This is a genomic window from Nocardioides hungaricus (assembly GCF_054782915.1).
This window is the reverse complement of sequence record NZ_BAAGRO010000019.1, coordinates 280,585-302,783: the sequence shown is the minus strand read 5'-3', so window position 1 is coordinate 302,783 and position 22,199 is coordinate 280,585. Positions and strand designations below refer to the sequence as shown.

Below are 22,199 nucleotides of genomic sequence, written 5' to 3'. Positions count from 1 at the left end.
CTAGACAGGAACGGCGTGTTCTCACTCCAAGGCGCGCTCAACCACCCACGGATGCGTCACAAGAGCCTAAAAAGGAGTGCCATGCCTGTCACCGGCCCCGACTTCATCTCCCTCCAGGTGCGCGACCTGGACGCCTCGCAGGCGTTCTACGAGCAGTATCTCGGCCTCGTCCGCTCGCCAGCCGGGCCTCCGCATGCCGTCGTCTTCGAGACGAAGCCCATCGCGTTCGCGCTCCGCGACATCATCCCCGGCACCGACTTCACATCCGTCACCCAGCCCGGCATCGGCGCCGCGATCTGGCTCCACGCCACTGACGTCCAATCCATCCACGACGCTCTCGCCGCCGACGACCACGCCATCGTCACCGAACCCTTCGACGGCCCCTTCGGACGGACCTTCGCATTCGCGGACCCCGACGGCTACCAGATCACCCTTCACGACCGGACCTGACGGTCGGACGCCACCGAGAGATCGCCGATCCTCAACACACCGGGGTCGGCGCCCATCCGGTGGCTCCGGCCTTGGCGCGATGTGCGAGACATCTGGGAGACACGCCCTGGCTGGAAGAGGGTGGTTTGATCGGCGCATGTCGATCACGCTCCAGTCCGGATCGCCCGCCTTGTTGGATGAGATCGTCGAGGCAGTGGCGCTCTGGCAGGCGGAGGGTGCGCCGGTCCAGCTCCATCCAGGCGACCTCGGCTGGGCCTGGAGGTTCGGCACGCCGGCGCTGGCCGCGACGGTTCGCGTGTGGCGTCGTGATGGGCAGATCCTGGCCGCCGGCACAGTGGACCGCGAGGACGGGTTGATCCGGATGGCGATCGCGCCGACCGTCGACGAGGACGAGGTGTTCGCCGCTCAGCTTCTGGCCGATCTGTCAGATCCGGAGCGGGGCGTGCTGCCGGCCGATAGGGGATCCGTGGAGGCCCGGTTCGGCGCCGCCTTCCGAGCTCTCCTCCGTCGCAGCGGCTGGGTGCCCGACGAGGCTTGGACTCCGCTGCGTCGCGACCTGGCCAACCCGGTGGAGGCCAGCCTGGTGCAGGACCGTGGCCTCCGGGTCGAAGCGCTCGACGCGGACCACGTCGACGACCGCCTCGTGCGGGACCGGGTCGCGGTCGGGCGGGCATCGTTCCCGAACTCCACGCTCACTGTGGATCGCTGGCGCACGATGGCGGCCTCCTCGGCGTACCGGCGGGCTCGCTGTCTGGTCGCGTACGACGGTGACGGCAACGCCGTCGCGGGGACGACGGTGTGGTCGGCAGGGCCCGGCCGACCCGGCTTGATCGAACCGCTGGGTGCCCATCTGCGGGAGCGTTGCTCATCCTGTCTGGCTGCGGCACCAGTTCGGCGAACGACAACCCCGACTCGGGGGCTGGCTGCTCTGGACCTTGGCTCGATAACGACCCGTCGGGCAAACCGCCCGACAGCCTGTCTGCGGACCCACGCGTGACCGTCAGCCCTGGCGGAACCGTCGAGATCTACGGGCACGGCTACGCCTCGACCTGCAACGACACGGGGGAGCGCAGCGAGCCTGAACCCCTAGGGAAGCACTGATCAATTCAAGGGCGGCGCCAGACGCCGCCCAGGCACGCACGCTGGCTTCGTTGCCGTCGCTCGAAAGACGCCCAGTCTGCCCACGCTCCGGCGCCTCGCCATCGCACGACCTGGACGACGCTGGCATCCACCCGCATTGATCAGCACTTCCCTAGGCTCTGTGAACCTGACGGTGACCCTTCCGGACGGCAGGCGCATCCATCTCGGCGAGTTCATTCCCCGAGTGGAGAAGGACGACGTTGGCTTCGTCGCAAGCGTCACCGTTCCCGCGGGTACGGTCGGCGGAACGGCGGTGGTGAGCGACGACCGATCGCCCGCCACCACCTACCGCATCGCCACCAAGAGGTAGAACGTCTGCGACTGTGTGGGCGGACTTCCTGCTGGCCGACCAGCCGATCGCCTTCCTCGTGCCCGACCGGGCGACCTACGACCGCGACCTGCTGCGGTACTCAGCTGGAGGAGTGGACCAGTTCACGCTCCCGGGTCGTGGCCGCCGCGCCCACCGTGTGCGCGATGTCCGGCCGGCGGGCCGCGCGTACGCCGTTGAGGATGATGACGACCTCGGCGATCTCGTGGACCAGCACGATCGTCGCGAGCCCGAGGATGCCGAGCAGTGCGAGCGGGAACAGCGCGACGAGGAGCAGGAGCGCCAGGCCGACGTTGGCCGTCATGATCCGGCGGCCGCGGCGGGCGTGGGCGAGGGCGCCGGGGATCAGGCGCAGGTCGGTGCCGGTGAAGGCGATGTCGGCGGACTCGATGGCCGCATCCGAGCCCTTCAGGCCCATCGCGATGCCGACCGTGGCGGTGGCCAGCGCCGGCGCGTCGTTGATGCCGTCGCCCACCATCGCGGTCGGGCCCTCGGCGACGAGGGCGGCGATGGCCGCGGCCTTGTCGCTGGGCAGCTGCTCGGCCCGTACGTCGGTGATGCCGGCCTCGGCCGCGAGCGCGTGTGCCGTCCGGGCGTTGTCGCCGGTGAGCATCACCGTGCGGATGCCACGCTCGTGCAGCATCGCGATCGTCTCGGCGGCCTCCGGGCGCAGCTCGTCGCGCACGCCGATCAGCCCGAGCACGCGGTCGTCGGCCTCGACGACGACGACGGTCATGCCTTCGCCCGCCATGGCATCGGCACGGCCGGTGAGGTCCTGCGGGTCGAGCCACCGCACGTTGCCGACGCGGACGCGGCGTCCGTCGACCTGACCGGTCAGCCCGTGCCCGGCTCCCTCGGTGACGTCGGCGACGGCGACGCGGGAGGCCGCCCCGGGAGCGGCTGCGGTGATGGCGTCGGCCAACGGGTGGCTGCTGCTGGCCTCGAGGGCTGCGGCGAGAGCGAGGACCTCGTCCTCGGTGGCGCCGGCTGCGGCCGCGACGTGGACCACCTGCGGCTCGTTGCGGGTCAGGGTCCCGGTCTTGTCGAACACGACCGTGCGGATCGTGCCGAACTCCTCGAAGGCCTGCCCGGACTTGACGACGACGCCGAACTTCGAGGCCGCGCCGATCGCGCTGATCACGGTGACCGGCACGGCGATGGCCAGGGCGCACGGCGAGGCGGCGACCAGCAGGACCAGGGCCCGCACGATCCACACGTCGGGGTCGCCCAGCAGCGACCCGACGACCGCGACGAGCACGGAGATCATGAGCACCGTCGGCACGAGCGGGCGGGCGATCTTGTCGGCCAGCCGGGCCCGCTCGCCCTTGCGGGCGTGTGCCTGCTCGACCAGCGCGACGATCTGCGTCAGCGAGTTGTCGCTACCGTCGGCGGTCGCCTCGACGCGCAGGGCGGCGGATCCGTTGACCGACCCCGCGAGGACCCGGTCGCCCGGACCGACCGCGACCGGGATCGACTCGCCGGTGACCGCGGACGTGTCCAGGCTGGAGCGTCCCTCGGTCACGATGCCGTCGGTGGCGATGCGCTCACCCGCGACGACGACCAGGACGTCGGAGCGTCGTACGTCGGCCGCCGGGATCGTCTGGTCGCCGTCGGGACGTGCGACCCGGACGGTGTCGGGGATCAGGGAGAGCAGCCCGCGCAGGCCCTCCTTCGCCCGGTCGAGCGCCCGGTGCTCGAGCGACTCGGCCAGCGAGAACAGGAAGGCGAGCGCGGCGGCCTCGCCGACGTAGCCCAGCAGGACCCCGCCGACGGCGCCGATGGTCATCAGCAGGCCGACACCGAGACGACCGCGGGCCAGGCGCCGCAGCGCGCCCGGGACGAACGTCCACGCACCGACCAGCAGCGCCACCCAGTGGGCGACCAGCCCGGCGGTCGGCAGCCCGGCCCAGCCCAGTGCGTACCCGAGCAGCAGCGCCACCCCCGAGATCGCCGAGGGCAGCATCGCGGGGTCGCGCCACAGCGGCGGCCGGACGGCGAGGTCGTCGTGGGCGTGCCCGCCCTCGTCGGGCCCGCAGCAGGCGTCGCCCTCGTCCACGGGGGCCGCCGCGCGTACCGGGCCGTCGGATGCGCAGCACGCGTCCTGACGCCCCTCGGTCTCCGGAGCGGCAACTGGGGTGGTGGCCGGGGTGAGAGTGAGCATGCGGCGGGCCGCGCCGTCCTTCGCCTTCCTCCTGCGCGGCTCGTCGGCGCCGCAGCACTCGTCGCTCATCGTGATCCTTCCGAGATGCGGTCGGTAGAGGTGTCGCAGCACATCGGGACGCCGCAGTCGGGTTGGGCGCACGGGGTGCCGTCGTCGTAGGCCAGCACCGTGTCGACGAGGAGCGTGATCGCCTTCGTCAGGTGCGGGTCGGCGATCTCGTAGCGGGTCTGGCGACCCTCGGGAGTGGCCACCACCAGGCCGCAGCCGCGCAGGCAGGCCAGGTGGTTGGACACGTTGGTGCGGGTCAGGTCGAGCGCGTCTGCGAGGCGTGCGGGATAGCCCGGTTCGTCGAGCAGCTCCAGCAGGATGCGGGAGCGGGTCGGGTCGGCCATGGCGCGGCCGAGCCGGTTCATGACCTCCGCCCGCGAAGCAATGGTCAGCATGCGGTGACTATACATTGCCTGCTGACCTCACCCACCGGGCGGTCGGGCCGAAGGTAGAACCAGAACGCGCCGAGACGAGCGATCCGGCGTACGCCACCGCGGCGACGGCCAGCGAGCCGCTTCGACCGCCGCTCCATCGGCATCCTCATGGACGGACGGTAGCGCCACAGCGGATCGTCCCTGGGCTTCAAAGGGGAGTGCTCAACGGCGGATTGCGGCGCGTCCGGGCGGCGCCATGACGTAGGCTTCGAGCATGAGCCAGGCTGGCAGGCGTCTGGACCGGATCACGGTCGATCCGCTGGTCTGTCACGGCGCGCCCACCATCCGCGGGATGCGGCTTCGGGTGCAGGACGTCCTGGAGCTGCTCGCGTCCGGCATGACCTGCGAGGAGATCCTCGCCGACTACGACGAGCTCGAGCGCGACGACATCCTCGCTGTGTTGGAGTTCGCTGCGCTCGACACCGCGGCCCGCCGTCAACGCGTGGTGGCGTGACCGGGTTCCTGGTCGATCAGCAGCTACCCAGGCTGCTGGCTAGGGTCCTTGGCGAAGCGGGGGAGTCGCCCATCGCCGTGAAGGGCTCGGCTCGGGCGGTGTGAGCACGTCGCTGCGGGTGCGGAGGAACGGTCGCTCCAGGTAGTGGTAGCTGAGCGCGGTCAGCGCGACCGCCATCGCGACCGCGAGCGGGCCGAGGAGGAGCTTCGGTGCGGCGGCGTCTGCGAGCAGTAGGAACGGCACGATGTGCCAGAGGTAGAGGCTGTAGCTGTGCCGGCCCACGGCGGCGACCCAGGGGTGGCCGAGCAGCCGGTGCACGGGGCCGCCCCGGTCGCGGTAGCCGGTGTGGATCAGCACCACGGCGGCGAGCACCGCGACCGGCACGCCGAGGTAGCGGTAGACGGGGCTCGCGCCGTCCGGGCCGAGCAGGGAGTACGCCGCGACGGCGGTCAGCGCGAGGACGGCCGGCACCGTGGAGGGCCGCTGACCGGGGGCGGGGTGGCCGTCGGAGAGGTAGTACAGCGCCAGTGCGCCGCCGACGAGCAGCTCGGCGGACCGCGCGGTCGGCCCGAAGTAGAACCAGAACGCGCCGAGGACGAGCGATCCGGCGTACGCCACCGCGGCGACGGCGAGCGAGACCCGCGCCAGCCGGCGGGCGGTCCAGCCGCGGCGCCGCGCGGCGATCACGAAGACCGGCCAGAGCAGGTAGAAGTACCACTCGACCGCCAGGGACCAGGTCTGGCCGAACGGCTGGAGGGCGGGCAGCCACAGGCTGCCGTCCTGGCCGGCCGCCCAGACCGAGGAGGTCTGGGTGAGCACGAGGAGGCCGCGGCGGGCGACCTCGACCGGGTCGAGCGGGGCCGACGGGACCACGGCGTACAGCAGGATCGAGCCGGCCACGAGCCCGAGCAGCGCGGGGTAGAGCCGGACCACGCGGCGGCGCAGGAACGCGGCGTACCCGCCGGAGCCGCGCCACAGCATCGTGGTGATGATGAAGCCGCTGAGCACGAAGAACAGGTCGACGCCGATGACGCCGCCGTGGAAGAGCGGCACGTACCAGCTGAACCAGTGCAGCGCGAGCACGACCGCGATCGCGACCGCACGGATCCCGTCCAGGTAGTCGAAGCGCCCCGTCCCCGCCATGCGCCCGTAACGAAGAACGGGAGCCGTCCGTTATGCGACGCATGGGGAGGACTAGTCGGGCTCCGCTCGCGGCCGCGGTGGCCGTCGCGCTCGCGCTCGCCGCGACGCCGGGGGCCTCCGCCGCGGACCGCCCGAGCCCCCGCGCGGCCGCCGTCGAGATCGAGGCGATGTCGGCCGACGACGTCGTGGACAGCTACGGCGTCGGCATCCACCTGAACTTCCTCGACACGCCCTACCGCGACACCGACGCCGTCCTCCGGGCGCTCACCGACCTCGGCGTCCGCCACGTCCGCGACGACCTCTACCTCGACGCGCCGCGGCAGTACGCCGCCATCGCGAAGGTCGCCGAGCAGGGCATCGGGTTCAACCTGATCATGGGCCGCCCGGGCGTCGGCACCCCGCAGGACTACGTCGACGTGGTCGCGAACCGGCTGCCGCCGGGCGCGGTCGAGAGCATCGAGGGCGCCAACGAGTGGGACCTGTTCGGCCCCGACGATCCCGCCGAGTGGGTCCCCCAGGTGCTCGACTGGCAGCAGCGGCTCTGGGCCGCCGCCAAGGCGAACCCCGCGACCGAGCAGCTGCCGGTGCTGTCGCCGGCGCTGGCGTTCCGCTGGAACTACGCCCAGGTCGGCGACCTGTCGCCCTGGGCCGACATCGCGAACGCGCACATGTACCCGGGCGGCTACCAGCCCTCCAACGAGATCACCCGGATCACCCGGGCGGTCCGCGAGTCGCTGCCCGACGAGCCGCTGGTGACCACCGAGGCCGGCTACCACAACGCGGTCAACAACACCGGCAGCAACCCGGGCGTGCCCGAGGACGTCGCCGGCGCCTACCTGCCGCGGCTGCTGCTCGAGCACGTCGCCCGCGGCGAGCAGCGGATGTACAGCTACGAGCTCATCGACTCCTTCGACGACCCCGACCAGACCAACCCCGAGGCGAACTTCGGGCTGCTGAACTACGACCTCTCGCCGAAGCCGGCCTACACCGCGATGAAGCGGCTCCTCGCGCTGCTCGCCGATCCCGGGCCGGCCTTCGACCCGGCCACGCTGTCGATCGCCGCGACCGGGCTGCCGGCCGACACGCGCTACCTGCTGACCCAGAAGCGGGACGGCCGGTTCGTGCTGCTGCTCTGGCGCGACGTCTCGATCTTCGATCCGGTGACCCAGCAGCCGATCCCGGTCGAGCCGGCCGACGCCACGCTGAGCTTCGACTCGCCGAGGGCGTTCACCGTCTACCGGCCGAGTACGTCGGCCGAGCCGGTCGCCCGGCGCACGGCGACCGAGCTGCCGCTGCGCCTCGCGGGCGAGGTGCTCGCGATCGAGATCGCGCCGCCCGCGCCCGACCCGGAGCCCGAGCTGGTGCCGACGGCCCCGACGATCTCCTCGGTCAAGCCGGGGGTCAAGCGCGTCACCGTCAGATGGGCGGCCGCCGCCGGGCGGGGCAACCCGGTGACGGCGTACCGCCTCACCGTGCGGGGCCGCACGATCGCGCTCGGCCCGGACGCGCTGCGCAAGACGATCACGGGGCTGCCGGCGGGGAAGCGCCTGCGGGTCGGCGTCCGGGCCCAGAACGCGATCGGGTGGGGCGCGATCGCGTGGACGAGGTACGTGCGGACCAGGTAGCCGAATCCTCCCGAGGCGTCAGGCTCCGGCGAGGGCCTCGGCCTCGGCCTGCGGGCCCGGCACGACGTGGGTGCGGGCGCGCACGACGGGGACGAGGACCGCGACCACGGCGGCGGCGCCCGAGGTGGCGGTGAGGAGCACGAAGGCGGCGGTGTAGCCGGACTCGACCGGGAACCCGTTCGGCTGGACCTGTGCGGTGACGACGCTCGCGAGCACGGCCGACCCGATCGCGCCGCCGACGGTGCGGATGTTGGTGTTCATGCCGCTGGCGACGCCGGTCTGGGACTGCGGGACCGCGTCGACGACGAGGTTCGACATCGCGGCGAAGGCGAGGCCGAACGCGAGGCCGAGCACGGTGGTCTCGACGAGCACCAGCCAGAGGTCGTCGCGCGCGACCGCGAGCCCCAGCGTCCCGAGGGCGGTCAGCGCGGCGCCGAGGGCGAGGATCGGCTTGGAGCCCAAGCGACTCGCCAGCCGGCCCGCCAGGATGCCCGCGACGAACGTGGCCGCGGTCTGCGGGAGCAGCAGCAGGCCGGACTCGGTGACGCTCGCGCCGAAGCCGTAGCCGGACGCCTCCGGCGTCTGCAGGAACTGCGGCAGGAACGCGAACATCGAGTACATCCCGAAGCCGAACAGCAGGGCCACGAGGTTGACCGTCCACACGGTCGGGATCCGCATCATCTCCATGTCGACCAGCGGCTCGGCGCTGCGGGCCTCGGCGAGCACCCAGACCGGCAGCAGGACGGCAGCGGCGACGAACAGGCCGATCACCCGGGCCGAGCCCCAGCCCCACACGTGGCCCTGGCTGACGCCGAGCAGCAGGGCGACCAGCCAGGCCGAGAGCAGCAGCGCGGTGCCGACGTTGATCCGGCCGGGCGCCCGCTCCGGCGACTCGGGCACCCAGAGCGCGGCGGCGAGCGCGGCCGCCGTCGTCATGCCCATCGGGATCCAGAACAGCCAGTGCCAGCTCAGCGCCTCCACCACCGGCCCGGCGATCACGAGGCCGACGCCGCCGCCCACGGCGAGCAGCGCGGCCGCCGTACCGATGGCGCCGGCGACCCTCTCGCGCGGGAACTCGTCGCGGACGATGCCGAACGTCAGCGGCAGCACGCCGCCGCCGACGCCCTGGATGACGCGGGCCACGATCAGCACGCCGATGCTGGTCGCGACCGCGGCGAGCAGCGAGCCGACGGCCAGCGCCGCCAGCGCGACCACCAGCATCCGCTCCTTGCCGACCTTGTCGCCGACCCGGCCGACGATCGGGGTGAAGACCGACGCGGAGACCAGGTACGCCGTCAGCACCCACGTCACCGTCGCCTGGTCGGTGTCCAGCGCCGTCGCGATCGTCGGCAGCACCGGGCTCACCATCGACTGCAGCAGCGAGAACGACGCCACCCCGAGGCAGAGCACGACGAACGTCACCCGGTGGTCGGTCCGGCGGGCGAGGGGTGCGGTCACGTACTGCCGCAACTCGGGCGCCGGCCCATTCATTCCGCAGGGGTCGGTTCCGTAGCCTGGACCGGCCATGCCCACCTCCCTCTGTCACCACTTCGCGGCCGGCCGGTGCCGGTCGTGCAGCTGGCTCGGGACGCGGTACGACGCCCAGCTGGCCGCCAAGCAGCGCCGGGTCGAGGAGCTGCTGCCCGCGATGGCCTGGGCGCCGCCGGTGGCCTCGGCGCAGCTGGGCTTCCGCAACAAGGCCAAGATGGTCGTGCACGGGACGGTGTCGGAGCCGACGCTGGGGATCCTCGACCCGGCCGGGTCCGGGGTGGACCTGCGCGACTGCCCGCTGCACACGGCGGGGATCCGGGCGGCGCTGCCGGTGCTGGCCGCGTTCGTCACGCGGGCCGCCCTGGCGCCGTACGACGTGCCGTCGCGTCGCGGCGAGCTGAAGCACCTGCTGGTGACCGAGTCGCCGGACGGCGAGCTGATGGTGCGCTTCGTGCTGCGCTCGCAGGAGCCGGTCGCGCGGATCCGCAAGCACCTCCCGTGGCTGCGCGCGTCGCTGCCGGCGCTGGCCGTGGCGTCGGTCAACCTCCAGCCCGAGCACAAGGCGGTGCTCGAGGGCGACCGGGAGATCGCGCTGACCGAGCGGGAGACGCTCACGATGCGCGTCGCCGGGCTCGACCTGCACCTGCGACCGCAGAGCTTCTTCCAGACCAACACCGCGATGGCCGACGAGCTCTACCGGCTCGGTCGCGCCTGGGCCGCCGAGGCGGCGCCGCGCACGGTATGGGACCTCTACTGCGGCGTGGGCGGCTTCGCGCTCGCGGTCGCCGGAGGCGGGGCAGCGGTCACCGGCATCGAGATCAGCGCCGAGGCCGTGGCGTCGGCGACCCTGTCGGCCGCCGGGCTGGCGGAGGTCTGCTTCCAGGCGGGTGACGCGACGGCGTACGCCCTGGCCTCGTCGGCGCCTCCCGACCTGGTCGTCGTGAACCCGCCGCGGCGCGGGATCGGGCCGGAGCTCGGCGGCTGGCTCGAGGCGTCCGGCGTCGGCCATGTCCTCTACTCGAGCTGCAACGCGCAGACCCTGGCTCGCGACCTGGAGTCCATGCCGTCACTGCGGCCGGTGCGTGGGCGGCTGCTCGACATGTTCCCGAACACCGCGCACTACGAGGTGCTCGTCCTCCTTCGGCGGCAGTGAGCTCGCGACCCGATCCCGATGTCGACCCAGCGCTCGAGGTCGGAGACCGGCGGGTCCACGCCCTGGACGTGGTCGCGGATCCGGGCGGCCAGCTCCTCGTCGTACGCCATGGCTTTGATTGTGGGTGACGCTTGACAGTGGGGGACACTGGGGCCATGCGTCGCCTGATCCTCCCTGTCCTGGCGCTCGGCCTGCTCGCGCCCGCCGCCCCCGCCGCGGCGGCCCTGCCGACCGAGCGCACGATCGCCGACCGCGTCGAGCCCCGGAAGGCCTACGACATCGTCTCGACGACCCTCACGGCCGCGCCGGCCGCAGGGAAGAAGGCCAAGGTCGCCGTGACCCACGACCGCCGGGTCCGCTCCGGCGACGGCGTCGCGTTCTGGTTCGACACCGACGGCGACCGGCTCCCCGACATCTACCTGACCGGCTACGCCTTCTCGGAGTACCGCGTCTACAAGGCCCGCGGCTGGGACGGCCGCGGGCGCGAGATCGGCGACCGCGGATGCGCGTCCCTGCGGATGATCGGCAAGAAGTCGATCGCGCGCCTCGACCCGAGCTGCCTGGCGCCGTCCACGACGTTCTCGGTGTCGGTCCGGTCGTTCGTCCAGGGCGAGCCCGAGCGCACCGTCGACCGGGTCCCGGGCGTGGACCGGCTGACCAGGCGCGTCCGCTCCTACGCGGCCTGAGGCCATGGAGCAGCGCACCCTCGGGAGGACCGGCCGCGAGGTCTCGGTCGTCGGCCTCGGCACCTGGCAGCTCGGCGCCGACTGGGGCGACGTCTCCGAGGCCGACGCGCTCGCCGTGCTCGAGGCTTCCGCCGACGCCGGCGTGACCTTCCTCGACACCGCGGACGTGTACGGCGACGGCCGCAGCGAGCAGGTGATCGGCCGGTTCCTGGAGACGCATCCCGACCTCACCGTCGCCACGAAGATGGGGCGGCGTGCCGAGCAGACCCCGTCCAGCTACACGCTGGAGAGCTTCCGCGCCTGGACCGACCGGTCCCGCCGCAACCTCGGTGTCGACACGCTCGACCTGGTGCAGCTGCACTGCCCGCCGTCCGTGGTGATCGACGCGGACCGCACCTACGACGACCTCGACGTCCTGGTGTCCGAGGGGGCCATCGCGGCGTACGGCGTCAGCGTCGAGACCTGCGACCAGGCGCTCTCGGCGATCGCCCGGCCGGGCGTCGCGTCGGTCCAGATCATCCTGAACGCGTTCCGGCTCAAGCCGCTCGACGAGGTGCTGCCCGCGGCGGCCGCGGCCGGCGTGGGGATCGTCGCGCGGGTGCCGCTGGCGTCCGGCCTGCTCTCGGGGCGGTACGACGCGTCCACGACGTTCGCCGCCGACGACCACCGCACCTACAACCGCCACGGCGAGGCGTTCGACGTGGGGGAGACGTTCTCGGGCGTCGACTACGCGACCGGCGTACGCGCGGCGCGGGAGTTCGCCGACCTGATCGACGCGGTCGGCCCCACCGGGCTGAGCCCGGCCGAGGTCGCGCTCGCGTGGGTCTGGCAGCAGCCGGGCGTCACCACGGTCATCCCCGGCGCCCGCAACGCCGCGCAGGCTCGGGCGAATGCGGCCGCCGGCGACGCGGACCCGCTGCCGCCGGCGTTCCTCGACGGCGTGCGCGACCTCTACGACCGGCACTTCCGCGCGGCCGTGCACGGCCGCTGGTAGCAGCTCGCGGCCGGTCGCCTAGGCTGGCCCCGATGAGCGCCGAGGACTACTGCGACCTGTGCGACCTCCCGAAGTCCACCTGCATCCACGGCAACCCGCCCGCCCCGCCTCCGCCGCGGTCGACCGCGCGCACGGCGACCCCGCGCACCGCGACGCCGCGGGCGAGCCGGCCGGTCGTGACGAGGGCCGCGCCGACGCGGAGCGTGCCGCGGAAGTGGACGCCACCGGATGCGTTCAAGCCGAACATCCTGGCCGTCTTGGCGGAGTCCGGCGGCGAGCTCGAGCAGGAGGAACTCTTCGGCGTACTCGAGGAGCGGATGGCCGAGCAGCTCACCGAGGCCGACCGCGGCACCACGCCCGAGGGCGAGCTGCGCTGGCGGTACGCCGCCCGCCGGGCCCGTCAGGCGCTGATCGCCGAGGGTGCGATGAGCAAGGGCCGCCCGGGCGTCTGGTCGCTGCCGTGAGCCGTCTCGACGTCCTGGGCGACTCGCGCGAGCGTTGATGGTCGGGATCCCCGGTCAGCCGGGGATCCCTGACGTTGTCAGGCGTTGCAACACCCGACAACGTCAGGGAGAGCCTGGCAAGTCACGGCGCAGGCTCCGGCCAGCCCGACAAAGGCCCGACGTCAGGCCGGTGGCCTCGCGGATCCGCAGACCGGGCCGATGTGAGGGTTGACACGTCGCAGGGATCGCTCCTACGGTCGTGTAACCGGTTACACAGGTCTCGACAAGCTCGACCTAGGCGGCCTCGGGAGGTGACGCCGTGCGTGCCACGATCCGCGACGTCGCCCGCCAGGCGGGCGTCTCCATTGCGACCGTTTCGCGCGTCATGCGCGACTCCGGGGCGGTCCGGCCGGAGACCCGCGAGCGGGTGATGGCGGTCGCCGGGGAGCTCGAGTTCGTGCCCAGCCACCTCGGCCGTCAGCTCGCCGAGCGCCGGCACGCCGCCAACGGCATCGTCTTCCCCGACCTCTCCGGCCCCTACTACGCCGAGGTCGTGCTCGGCTACGAGGCCGTCGCCGCCGAGCTGCGGCGCTCGGTGCTGATCCTCTCCACGCGCGGGCGTGCGGACGCCGAGGAGGCGGTCCTCGCCATGGCCGAGCGCTGCGACGGGCTGGTCGTGCTCGGCCGTACCGTGTCCGACGACGTCATCGAGCGGCTCGCCGCCCGGGGCGCCCACCTGGTGCTCGTCGCGCGTCCGCCGCTGGCCGGCGTCGACGCGGTCAACGCCGAGAACCGCGACAGCGCGCGAGCGCTCACCCGGCACCTCCTGGACCTCGGCGCCCGCCGCCTGGTCTACGTCGGCGACCCCTCGACCTCGCCGGACGTGGCCGAGCGGTTCGCCGGGGTCCAGGAGGTCACCACCGCCGGCGCCGCCGAGGTCGAGCTCCACCACGTCGACGAGCTCGACGAGGAGGCCGGCGCCCACGTCGTCGGCGACTACCTCACCAAGGCGCTCCCGGACGCGTTCGTCTGCGCCAACGACGAGCTCGCCCTCGGCATGCTCGGCCGGCTCCGGGCCGCCGGGGTCGACATCCCCGGCCGGGTCAAGGTCACCGGCTGGGACGACGTGATGGCGGCGCGGTACGCCGGCGTCACGACCGTGCGGCAGCCGATGCGCGAGCTCGGCGCGACCGCCGCCCGGCTGCTGGACGAGCTGATCACCGGCGACCGGACTCAGGCACGTCACGAGGTGCTCCCGACGGAGCTCGTCGTACGCAGCAGCACCACTCTCGGGAAGGACAGCAGATGAAGATCAGGACCACCCTCGTCGGGCTCGCGGTCGTGAGCCTCGTGCTCACCGCCTGCGGGCGCAGCGACGACGCCGGGGCCGGCGGCGAGGCCCAGAGCGACGCGATCTCCGATGGCAAGGCGAAGGGAACCATCGAGGTCTGGGCGATGGGCACCGAGGGCGAGGTGCTCGGCGACTTCGTCCAGGAGTTCGAGGACGCCAACCCGGACGCCGACGTGAAGGTCACCGCCGTGCCGTGGGAGTCGGCGTACCAGAAGCTCTCCAACGCCATCACCGCCGGCGAAACGCCGGACGTGAGCCTGGTCGGCACCACCTGGATGGGCGAGTTCGCCGAGGCCGGCGGCCTGATGCCGACGCCGGAGGGCCTGGTCGACGAGGGCGACTTCTTCCCCGGCGCCTGGGCGTCCACGGAGGTCGGCGGCACGTCGTACGGCGTGCCCTGGTACGTCGAGACCCGCGTGCTCTACTACCGCACCGACCTGGCCCAGAAGGCCGGCTGGGACCAGGCGCCGACGTCGTGGGACGAGCTCACCCGGTTCGCAAACGACCTCAAGGACAAGGCCGGCGTGAAGTACCCGTTCTACGTCCAGCCCGGCCAGACCGGCTCCTGGCAGACCGCGCTGCCGTTCGCCTGGTCGAACGGCGCGAGCCTGACCAACGAGGACGGCACGGAGTACACGATCGACTCCCCGGAGACGGCCGAGGCGATCGACTACTACGCCTCGTTCGTGCAGGACGGCCTCTCGATCGATCGCGCCGTCGACCCGGGCGAGCTCGAGAGCGGCTTCGCCGACGGCACCTTCGGCTCGTTCATCTCCGGGCCGTGGCACACCGGCCTGGTCGAGGACGCGGGCGTGAAGAAGAGCCAGTACGCGGTCGCGCCGCTGCCCAGCCCGGAGGGCGACGGCATCGGCACGTCGTTCGTCGGCGGCGGCGACCTCGCGGTCTTCAACGACGCCCAGAACCCCGACGGCGCCTGGAAGCTGGTGCGGTGGCTCTCGGAGCCGGAGACCCAGCAGGCGTTCTACGACGAGGTCGGCGACCTGCCGGCCGTCCAGAGTGCGTGGGACTCCGGCAAGCTCGCCGACGACCCGCAGCTGCAGGTGTTCGGCGAGCAGTTGGGCAGCGCGCAGTCGCCGCCCGCCGTACCCACCTGGGAGCAGGTCGCCGGCAGCATCGACGCGCTCATCGAGCAGGCCGCCCGCGGCAAGATCTCGGGGGCGGACGCCGCCAAGCAGATGCAGTCCGAGGCGCAGTCGATCGGCACCGGGCTCTGAGGTGTCCCGGTCGCAGGCGGTCGCGGGGTGGATCCTCGCCTCGCCGTTCGTCGCGGTGTTCCTCGTGTTCACCGCGGGCCCGGTGCTGGCCAGCCTCGGCATGAGCTTCACCGACATGCGCAGCACCGACCTGCGGACGCCGTTCGCGGTCGACTTCGCGGGCCTGTCGAACTACGCCGACCTGGTGCAGGACCCGGCGTTCCGCAAGGTCACCCTGAACACGCTGCTCTACCTGCTGCTCGGCGTGCCGCTGACCATGGGCGTCGCGATGCTCGCGGCGGTCGGGCTCAACAGCGTGCGCCGGCTCCGCGGCTTCTTCCGGGTCGCGTTCTACCTGCCGGTCGTCACCAGCATCGTGGCGGTCTCGGTGGTGTGGAAGTACATGTACCGCGAGGACGGCGGCGTCTTCAACACCGTGCTCGGCTGGGTCGGGATCACCGGCCTCGACTGGCTGAACTCCACCGCGCTGGCGCTGCCGTCGCTGGTGCTGATGGCGGTGTGGCGCAACTTCGGCACGCTGATGGTGATCTTCCTGGCCGGCCTCCAGACGGTCCCGCGCGAGCACCTCGAGGCGGCCGAGGTCGACGGCGCGTCCGCATGGGGCCGGTTCCGCCACATCACGCTGCCGGCGATGCGGCCGGTGCTGCTCTTCGGCGCGGTGATCACCGGCATCGGCTACCTCCAGTTCTTCGAGGAGGCCTACGTGATGACCAGGGGCGGCCCGCTGGACGCCACCCGGTCGGTCACGTTCTTCACCTACGACCAGTTCGGCTACGGCAACTACGGGTACGCCGCCGCGGCGAGCTACCTGCTGTTCCTGGCCATCGTGGTGCTGACGCTGATCCAGTTCCGGCTGCTGCGGGAGAGGGACTGACATGGAGGCCGTTCGCACGCCGCGCTGGCTGTACGGCGTCCTCGCCGCCGGGCTGCTGCTCGTCGTCGGCCCGTTCGCCTGGATGCTGTCGTCGTCGTTCAAGCCCGAGGCCGAGGTGCGCGCCGTGCCGCCCACCCTGTGGCCGCAGACGGTGACCACGGAGAACTACACCGAGCTCTTCACCCGGCTCGACTTCCCGACGTACTTCCTCAACTCCGCGATCGTCGCGCTCGCCGTGACGCTCGGGAACCTGGTGTTCTGCTCGATGCTCGGCTACGCGCTGGCGAAGCTGGAGTTCCCGGGCAAGCGGGTGCTGTTCGGGGTGGTGCTCGCGACGCTGATGGTGCCGGGCGTGGTGACGTTCGTGCCGCTGTTCGTGCTCACCACCAACCTCGGGCTGGCGAACACGCTGCCGGGCATGATCCTGCCGTTCCTGGCCGGGCCGTTCGGGGTGTTCCTCATGCGGCAGTACGTCCTCGGCCTGCCCGACGAGCTGATCTCGGCCGCCCGCGTCGACGGCGCCGGCGAGCTCACGATCTTCGCGCGGGTGATCCTGCCGCTGTGCGGACCGGCGCTGGCCACGCTCGGCGTACTCACCTTCCTCACGTCCTGGAACAACTTCCTCTGGCCGCTGGTCGTCGCGACCTCGGAGGACAAGTACACGCTGCCGGTCGCGCTCGCGCTGTACGCCGTCGGCCAGAACGCCACGCAGTACGGACTGCTCCTCGCCGGCTCGGTCGTCGTGGTCATCCCCGTGCTCGTGGTCTTCCTGCTCCTGCAGCGCTTCATCATGCAGGGCATCGCCATGACAGGTATCAAGTAAAGGAGATCCCATGCGCAACTCGGTGCGCTTCCCTGTGCTCGCTGCCCTGCTCGCCCTCGTGGCGACGCTGCTCACGGCCCCGGCGGCCACCGCCGACAGCCCGAGACCCCCACGCACACTGGAGAGGTACGCCGCCGACACCTGGCGCTCCGTGGCCGCGATGGTCGACCCGCGGACCGGGCTGCCGGCCGACAACGTGGGCGGCTCCCTGAAGGCGGACTCGCGGGCGGCGTACACCTCGCCGACCAACATCGGCGCCTACCTCTGGAGCACGGTCGCGGCCCGCGACATCGGGCTGATCGGCTCGCGTGAGGCCAGGCAGCGGATGGCACGGACGATCGCGTCGGTCGCGAAGCTGGAGCGGCACGAGGCGTCGGGCATGTTCTACAACTGGTACAGCCCGAGCACCGGCGAGAAGCTGCGGACCTTCCCGACCGACGGCAGCACGATCAAGCCGTTCCTCTCCAGCGTCGACAACGGTTGGCTGGCGACCGGGCTGCTGCTCGCCGCGCGGGCCGAGCCGTCGCTGGCGGCGAAGGCGAACGCGATCCGCGAGGACATGAACTTCGGCTGCTACTACAACGAGGCCGAGGGGCCCGGAGGCCAGCTCCGCGGCGGCTTCTGGGACGAGGACCCGTCCGACCCCGCGGCCGTGACCGGCGACTACTGCGGCATGGGCACCGACGTCTGGTACACCGGCCACCACTACGGCGCGTTCAACACCGAGCCGCGGATGGCGTCCTACCTCGGCATCGCCGCCGGGCAGATCCCGAGGAAGCACTACTTCGGCACCTACCGCACCTTCCCCAACGACACCTGCGACTGGGCGTGGACCGAGACGAAGCCGGTCGGCTCCTGGAGGACCTACTCGGTCGACGGGGAGGACATCCGGGTCTTCGAGGGCGCGCTGCCCTACCGCGGCCAGAACATCGTGCCGACCTGGGGCGGCAGCATGTTCGAGGCGCTGATGGTGCCGCTGTTCGTGCCCGAGGAGAGGTGGGGGCCGCGGTCGTGGGGCCGCAACCACCCGGCGTACGTGCGCGGCCAGATCCAGCACGGGATGAAGGAGGCGAAGTACGGCTACTGGGGCTTCTCGCCGTCCAACAACCCCGCCGGCGGCTACCGCGAGTACGGCGTGGACCAGCTCGGCCTCGACGGGCCCGGCTACACCAGCGACCAGGAGCGGACCACCGTCGACCAGCCGTTCGCGGGCTGTCGCGCGGGCTCGCCCGCTCCGACGGAGTACGGCGACGGCGTGGTCACCCCGCACGCGTCGTTCCTCGCGCTGCGCTACGCGCCGCGCGCGGCGATGCGGAACCTGGCCAACCTCGCGCGGGACTTCGACGCCTACGGCAGGGGCGGCTTCTACGACGCGATCGCGGTGCGCAGCGGCGACGTCTCGAAGCGGTACCTCTCGCTGGACCAGGGGATGGTGATGGCCGCGCTCGGCAACGCGCTGGCCGGTGACGGCATGCGGCGCTACGTCGCCCGCGGTGCGATGGAGCGGGAGCTGCGCCCGCTGATGCGGCAGGAGGTCTTCGCCCGATGACGGATGCACCCCAGAGAGATGCACGCGGCGACTGGGAGTCCCGGATCGGCCTGCGGACGGGAGCTGCCTTCTCCGGCAGCGCCCCGGTCCTCGACCCGCCCGACGGGCTGGTCGCGACCGCCGGCGGCGCCCAGGTGACGCTGGACTGGAAGCCGGTGGAGGGCGCCGTGGGCTACCAGGTGCACCACGCCGACGGGCCCGACGGGCCCTGGCAGGAGCTCGACCACGCGGGCCGCGACGTGCTCGCGGTCCCACACCCGCCGTACGTCGACACGACCGGGACGCCGGGGGAGGAGCGGTGGTACGCCGTCTCCTCGCTCTCCGACGTGCAGGTCTCCGGTGCGTTCTCGGCGCCGGTCTCGGCGACGCCGGCCTGGTCGGCCGGGCCGGTCACGGTCGCCGTCGACGTGGAGTCGGACCTCGGCGTACTCGACCGCCCGTGGCGGCCGATGATCGGCTCCGAGCACCTCTCGCACGCGCTGTCGACCGACACGACCGGCGGCCGGGTCGTCGGCGAGGAGCTGTCCTCTGCGCTGCGGGCCGCGCACGAGGAGCTCGGCGTCACGCACGTGCGCGCCCACGGCATCCTCTGCGACGACCTCGCGGTCTACCGCGAGGAGGACGGCGTCCCGGTCCACGACTTCGCAGGGATAGACCGGGTCTACGACCACGTCCGGTCGCTGGGCCTCTACCCGGTGGTCGAGGTGTCGTTCATGCCGCGCGACCTGGCCTCGGACCCGGCCAAGACGGTCTTCGAGTACGGCGCGATCGTGTCGCCGCCCAAGGACTGGGAGCGCTGGCACGACCTGGTGCGCGACCTGACCGCCCACCTGCTGGAGCGGTACGGCGAGGAGGTCGTCGAGCACTGGTCCTTCGAGGTGTGGAACGAGGCCAACCTCGAGGTGTTCTGGTCCGGTACGCCGGAGGAGTACCTCCACCTCTACGACGTCACCGCGGCCGCGGTGCGCTCGGTGGACCCGCGCCTGCGCGTCGGCGGGCCGTCGTCCGCGGCGGCCGGCTGGGTCGAGGAGCTGCTGGCACACGCCGACGCCACCGGCGTACCCGTGGACTTCGTGACGACCCACACCTACGGCTCGCCGCCGCTGGACTTCCGGCCGACGCTCGCGCGCTACGGCCGCGAGGGGACGCCGATCTGGTGGACAGAGTGGGGGGTGACGCCGACGCACTTCAACGAGGTCAGCGACGCGGTGTTCGCCGGCACCTTCCTGCTGCGCGGGATGGCGTCGTCGATGGGCCGGATCGAGGCGCTGTCCTACTGGGTCGTCTCCGACCACTTCGAGGAGCTCGGCCGGCCGCCGGCGCTGACCCACGGCGGGTTCGGGCTGCGCACGGTCGGCGAGCTGCGCAAGCCGCGGTGGTGGGCGCTGGCGATGCTGTCGCGGCTGGGGGACCGGCGGCTGTCGGTGTCGCTCACCGGCGACGGCGGCGGTTCGCTCGTGGAGGCGCTGGCCGCTGCCTCCGCGGACTCGGTCTCCGTGCTGCTGTGGAACCTCACCCTCGACCAGACCAAGGCGGCCGGCTCGGACGCCCTGGCCCGGTCGGTGCGGGTGTCGCTCTCCGGGCTCGAGCCGGGGGCGACGTACTCCCTCGCGCACGAGCGGGTCGACCAGCACCACTCCAACGTGGCCGCCGTGTGGGGTGCGCTGCGCCGGCCCGGCCAGGACTGGCCCGACGAGGAGCAGTGGGCCGCGCTGCGCGATGCCGACCGGCTCGAGCAACTGCCGGCCGAGCCGGTGGTGGCGGACGCGGCGGGGGGTGCGCTGGTGGAGGTCGACCTGCCGATGCCGGCGATGAGCCTGCTGACGCTCGCCCTCGGCTGACTCCGGCCCGAGCTCCGGTCCAGTCCACCGGCGATTCGCTCTTGCTGCGATAGCGTCGGGACATAGCCTCAGTCGACTCGATCCCGCTCCCGAGGAGTGACCTGCGATGACCGACACCAACGAGCCCGTCCCCGCCGAGCAGTCCACATCGTCCGCCCCGCCGCCGTACGACGCCGGCGCGGTGCCCGCCCCCGCCGTCCCGGCCGCGCCGGTCGCCGGCTTCGCGCCGGTGCCGAGCACCGGACCGATCGGCACGGTCCGCAGCACCGGTACCTGCGTGCTGCTGACGATCGTGACGCTCGGCTTCTACAGCTGGTACTGGTACTACAAGACCCACGAGGAGATGAAGCAGCACAGCGGCGACGGCATCGGCGGCCCGATCGCGCTGATCCTGGCGATCTTCGTCGGCTTCGTGAACCCGTTCCTGTCCTCCTCCGAGGTCGGGAAGCTCTACCAGCGCGACGGCCGCCAGGCCCCCGTCTCCGCCGCCACCGGCCTGTGGTTCGTGCTGCTCGGCTGGCTGCTCTTCGTCGGCGCGATCGTGTGGTTCGTGAAGACCAACAACGCGCTCAACGACTACTGGCGGTCCAAGGGCGCCCAGGGCTGACCGCCCTTCTGGCTCCGTACGTCGTCCGACCTGATTGCTCCGGCGGCCGGGTCGGATGACGTTGTGGCGCTCCTGGGGTCGGCGCTGTCGGTTTCCCCGGTCAGCCGGGGATCCCTGACGTTGTCAGGGGTTGCAACACCTGACAACGTCAGGAATTGCCCGAGAAGTCAGGTCAGGTGGCGACCCGGATCTCCTCGCCCAGCCGGGCGCCGCGGAGCAGGTCGAGGTCGTCACCGGACCAGAACTTGCCCGGGTCGTAGTAGTTGGTCGGCCGGTCGCCGGCGAGCAGGCCCATCGCGGCGTACGTCGCCGCGACCACCTCGGCGCAGTAGGTCAGCTCGGCCGAGGCGGCCCGCCGGACCCGGCCGCGCGCCCAGCGGCCGATCAGCTTCGCGGTGGCCGGGAACGGGGTGCCGTCGAGGCGCGCGATCGTCCGCAGGACGGCGTCCTCCATCGCGGGCGTGACCTCGGCGTCGAGCTGGCGCAGCCAGGCCCGCTGCTTGTAGCGGCCGGTCCACTGCTCGACGGCTGCGCGCAGGTCGTGCAGCTGGACTCCGCGGTGGTGGCTGTTGGTCCAGACGTCCAGCAGTCCCTTGCCGAGCTCGGCGTGCCACATCAGCGGCGGCAGGTCGTCGAGCACGACCGCCATGCCGACGTGGTTGACGGGCGCGTTGGTCAGAACCCGGATAGCGTGGTCGGCGGTCGAGCGTCCGCGGAACAGCCACAGGTCTCCGGTGCGGGTCAGGTCGACCGCCTCGTCGAGGGTCAGCTGGCTCTCGGTCATCGTCGTCCTCCCGGAAGGAGTCGTCGTGAAGCTGTGGAAGTGGGTCGGGCTCGCAGGGGTGGCGGGTGTCGCCGCCACCGGGGCCATCATCGCGCGCGACCAGCGCCAACGCGCGCAGCTCACGCCGGAGGAGGTCCGCGACCGGCTGCGCGACCGGCTGGACGAGTCGGCACCGGATCCCCACTGACCTGCTGGGCGCCTGCGGCGGGACGTCATACGGACGGTGTTTCCCCTTGCTCTGTCCGTATGACGTCGTGACGGTCGGGGTGGGAGATGTTCAGCTACCGGGCGCGGTGACCGCGGACCTGACACGATCGGCGATCTGCTTGAGCCACTCCCGATATCCGAGGTTCGCACTCGGCTGGTACTCACACCCGATCGAGACCAGATACGTCTCAAGTTGAGGGTCGTTCGTGACCTCCGACAGGAGGCGGTCGATCTCGCGCGGCAACCCGTCGACGAAGTCCGGTGACTCCTTCACGAAGTCGTCCACGGCCGACTTCTCATCCGCGTAGAAGTCGAACCAGTCCTGGTTGAGATAGGCGCCGAGAAGATGTCGCAGTGCCGGTGTCGGGGTCATGATCA

25 protein-coding genes are annotated in these 22,199 nt (G+C 72.1%); 17 read left to right on the top strand and 8 right to left on the bottom strand.

Features of this window, described 5'->3' with window-relative positions; translation table 11 throughout:
- Positions 1-81: 81 nt before the first annotated feature.
- The 3 genes from ACYVKX_RS08985 to ACYVKX_RS08975 all read left to right on the top strand — a co-directional run bounded on the left by ACYVKX_RS08985 (position 82) and on the right by ACYVKX_RS08975 (position 1,900).
- Positions 82-450 carry a VOC family protein gene (locus tag ACYVKX_RS08985; RefSeq protein ID WP_460830967.1) on the top strand — a complete coding sequence of 123 codons (369 nt, stop codon included), beginning with the start codon at positions 82-84 and terminating at the stop codon, positions 448-450.
- A gap of 136 nt (positions 451-586) precedes the next feature.
- Positions 587-1,447 (top strand): GNAT family N-acetyltransferase, encoded by an 861-nt coding sequence (locus tag ACYVKX_RS08980; RefSeq protein ID WP_460830965.1) that lies wholly within the window; start codon positions 587-589, stop codon positions 1,445-1,447.
- Between the two features lie 264 nt (positions 1,448-1,711).
- Entirely contained in the window at positions 1,712-1,900 is a 189-nt protein-coding gene (locus tag ACYVKX_RS08975; RefSeq protein WP_460830963.1) for a hypothetical protein, read from the top strand.
- A 100-nt stretch (positions 1,901-2,000) separates the two neighbouring features.
- Here ACYVKX_RS08975 and ACYVKX_RS08970 read toward each other — a convergent pair whose 3' ends face one another.
- Genes ACYVKX_RS08970 through ACYVKX_RS08960 form a run of 3 tightly spaced genes read right to left on the bottom strand, consistent with a single transcriptional unit; the run spans position 2,001 to position 4,671 of the window.
- Positions 2,001-4,148 (bottom strand): heavy metal translocating P-type ATPase, encoded by a 2,148-nt coding sequence (locus tag ACYVKX_RS08970; protein WP_460830961.1) that lies wholly within the window; start codon positions 4,146-4,148, stop codon positions 2,001-2,003.
- Positions 4,145-4,522, bottom strand: a complete 378-nt coding sequence (gene cmtR / locus ACYVKX_RS08965; RefSeq protein ID WP_460830957.1) for a Cd(II)/Pb(II)-sensing metalloregulatory transcriptional regulator CmtR — start codon at positions 4,520-4,522, stop codon at positions 4,145-4,147. Before cmtR ends, ACYVKX_RS08970 begins: the two co-directional genes overlap by 4 nt.
- The gene (locus ACYVKX_RS08960) at positions 4,516-4,671 is read right to left on the bottom strand and encodes a hypothetical protein (RefSeq protein ID WP_460830952.1); all 156 of its coding nucleotides are present in this window, start codon (positions 4,669-4,671) and stop codon (positions 4,516-4,518) included. The genes cmtR and ACYVKX_RS08960 overlap by 7 nt, the downstream gene beginning before the upstream one ends.
- A gap of 104 nt (positions 4,672-4,775) precedes the next feature.
- Between ACYVKX_RS08960 and ACYVKX_RS08955 the strand changes: the two genes are divergently transcribed.
- On the top strand, positions 4,776-5,015 hold the full coding sequence (locus tag ACYVKX_RS08955) for a DUF433 domain-containing protein (RefSeq protein WP_460830948.1): 240 nt from the start codon (positions 4,776-4,778) through the stop codon (positions 5,013-5,015).
- Positions 5,016-5,054: 39 nt separating this feature from the next.
- Here ACYVKX_RS08955 and ACYVKX_RS08950 read toward each other — a convergent pair whose 3' ends face one another.
- Positions 5,055-6,158 carry an acyltransferase family protein gene (locus ACYVKX_RS08950; RefSeq protein ID WP_460830945.1) on the bottom strand — a complete coding sequence of 368 codons (1,104 nt, stop codon included), beginning with the start codon at positions 6,156-6,158 and terminating at the stop codon, positions 5,055-5,057.
- A 77-nt stretch (positions 6,159-6,235) separates the two neighbouring features.
- On the opposite strand from ACYVKX_RS08950, the gene ACYVKX_RS08945 reads away from it, so the two are divergent.
- Positions 6,236-7,783: a fibronectin type III domain-containing protein gene (locus ACYVKX_RS08945; protein WP_460830942.1), complete on the top strand. Its 1,548-nt coding sequence runs from the start codon at positions 6,236-6,238 to the stop codon at positions 7,781-7,783.
- Between the two features lie 18 nt (positions 7,784-7,801).
- On the opposite strand, the gene ACYVKX_RS08940 is transcribed toward ACYVKX_RS08945, so the two are convergent.
- Positions 7,802-9,241 (bottom strand): MFS transporter, encoded by a 1,440-nt coding sequence (locus ACYVKX_RS08940; protein WP_460830940.1) that lies wholly within the window; start codon positions 9,239-9,241, stop codon positions 7,802-7,804.
- Between the two features lie 67 nt (positions 9,242-9,308).
- Between ACYVKX_RS08940 and rlmC the strand changes: the two genes are divergently transcribed.
- Positions 9,309-10,427, top strand: coding sequence for a 23S rRNA (uracil(747)-C(5))-methyltransferase RlmC (gene rlmC / locus ACYVKX_RS08935; protein WP_460830937.1), 1,119 nt, complete (start codon positions 9,309-9,311; stop codon positions 10,425-10,427).
- On the opposite strand, the gene ACYVKX_RS08930 is transcribed toward rlmC, so the two are convergent.
- Positions 10,394-10,537 carry a hypothetical protein gene (locus ACYVKX_RS08930; RefSeq protein WP_460830934.1) on the bottom strand — a complete coding sequence of 48 codons (144 nt, stop codon included), beginning with the start codon at positions 10,535-10,537 and terminating at the stop codon, positions 10,394-10,396. The genes rlmC and ACYVKX_RS08930 overlap by 34 nt on opposite strands.
- A gap of 45 nt (positions 10,538-10,582) precedes the next feature.
- Between ACYVKX_RS08930 and ACYVKX_RS08925 the strand changes: the two genes are divergently transcribed.
- The 10 genes from ACYVKX_RS08925 to ACYVKX_RS08880 all read left to right on the top strand — a co-directional run bounded on the left by ACYVKX_RS08925 (position 10,583) and on the right by ACYVKX_RS08880 (position 20,830).
- On the top strand, positions 10,583-11,113 hold the full coding sequence (locus ACYVKX_RS08925; protein WP_460830931.1) for a hypothetical protein: 531 nt from the start codon (positions 10,583-10,585) through the stop codon (positions 11,111-11,113).
- A gap of 4 nt (positions 11,114-11,117) precedes the next feature.
- Positions 11,118-12,107: an aldo/keto reductase gene (locus ACYVKX_RS08920; protein ID WP_460830928.1), complete on the top strand. Its 990-nt coding sequence runs from the start codon at positions 11,118-11,120 to the stop codon at positions 12,105-12,107.
- Between the two features lie 32 nt (positions 12,108-12,139).
- Positions 12,140-12,571 (top strand): hypothetical protein, encoded by a 432-nt coding sequence (locus tag ACYVKX_RS08915; protein ID WP_460830926.1) that lies wholly within the window; start codon positions 12,140-12,142, stop codon positions 12,569-12,571.
- Positions 12,572-12,869: 298 nt separating this feature from the next.
- Positions 12,870-13,859: a LacI family DNA-binding transcriptional regulator gene (locus tag ACYVKX_RS08910; RefSeq protein ID WP_460830923.1), complete on the top strand. Its 990-nt coding sequence runs from the start codon at positions 12,870-12,872 to the stop codon at positions 13,857-13,859.
- Positions 13,856-15,136: a sugar ABC transporter substrate-binding protein gene (locus ACYVKX_RS08905; protein WP_460830920.1), complete on the top strand. Its 1,281-nt coding sequence runs from the start codon at positions 13,856-13,858 to the stop codon at positions 15,134-15,136. Before ACYVKX_RS08910 ends, ACYVKX_RS08905 begins: the two co-directional genes overlap by 4 nt.
- A 1-nt stretch (position 15,137) precedes the next feature.
- A complete protein-coding gene (locus ACYVKX_RS08900; protein WP_460830918.1) occupies positions 15,138-16,010 on the top strand; it encodes a carbohydrate ABC transporter permease in 873 nt (290 codons plus the stop codon).
- Position 16,011: 1 nt separating this feature from the next.
- Complete coding sequence (locus ACYVKX_RS08895) at positions 16,012-16,833, top strand: carbohydrate ABC transporter permease (protein ID WP_460830915.1); 822 nt, start codon at positions 16,012-16,014, stop codon at positions 16,831-16,833.
- A 10-nt stretch (positions 16,834-16,843) separates the two neighbouring features.
- Positions 16,844-18,382, top strand: coding sequence for a glucoamylase family protein (locus ACYVKX_RS08890; protein WP_460830911.1), 1,539 nt, complete (start codon positions 16,844-16,846; stop codon positions 18,380-18,382).
- The gene (locus ACYVKX_RS08885; RefSeq protein WP_460830907.1) at positions 18,379-20,223 is read left to right on the top strand and encodes a GH39 family glycosyl hydrolase; all 1,845 of its coding nucleotides are present in this window, start codon (positions 18,379-18,381) and stop codon (positions 20,221-20,223) included. Before ACYVKX_RS08890 ends, ACYVKX_RS08885 begins: the two co-directional genes overlap by 4 nt.
- Before the next feature lie 106 nt (positions 20,224-20,329).
- On the top strand, positions 20,330-20,830 hold the full coding sequence (locus ACYVKX_RS08880) for a DUF4234 domain-containing protein (protein ID WP_460830903.1): 501 nt from the start codon (positions 20,330-20,332) through the stop codon (positions 20,828-20,830).
- A gap of 172 nt (positions 20,831-21,002) precedes the next feature.
- Here ACYVKX_RS08880 and ACYVKX_RS08875 read toward each other — a convergent pair whose 3' ends face one another.
- Entirely contained in the window at positions 21,003-21,614 is a 612-nt protein-coding gene (locus ACYVKX_RS08875) for a hypothetical protein (RefSeq protein WP_460830899.1), read from the bottom strand.
- Between the two features lie 25 nt (positions 21,615-21,639).
- Here ACYVKX_RS08875 and ACYVKX_RS08870 point away from each other — a divergent pair, with 25 nt between their 5' ends.
- Entirely contained in the window at positions 21,640-21,801 is a 162-nt protein-coding gene (locus ACYVKX_RS08870) for a hypothetical protein (protein WP_460830897.1), read from the top strand.
- A 90-nt stretch (positions 21,802-21,891) separates the two neighbouring features.
- On the opposite strand, the gene ACYVKX_RS08865 is transcribed toward ACYVKX_RS08870, so the two are convergent.
- Positions 21,892-22,194 carry a contact-dependent growth inhibition system immunity protein gene (locus tag ACYVKX_RS08865; protein WP_460830894.1) on the bottom strand — a complete coding sequence of 101 codons (303 nt, stop codon included), beginning with the start codon at positions 22,192-22,194 and terminating at the stop codon, positions 21,892-21,894.
- Between the last annotated feature and the right edge of the window lie 5 nt (positions 22,195-22,199).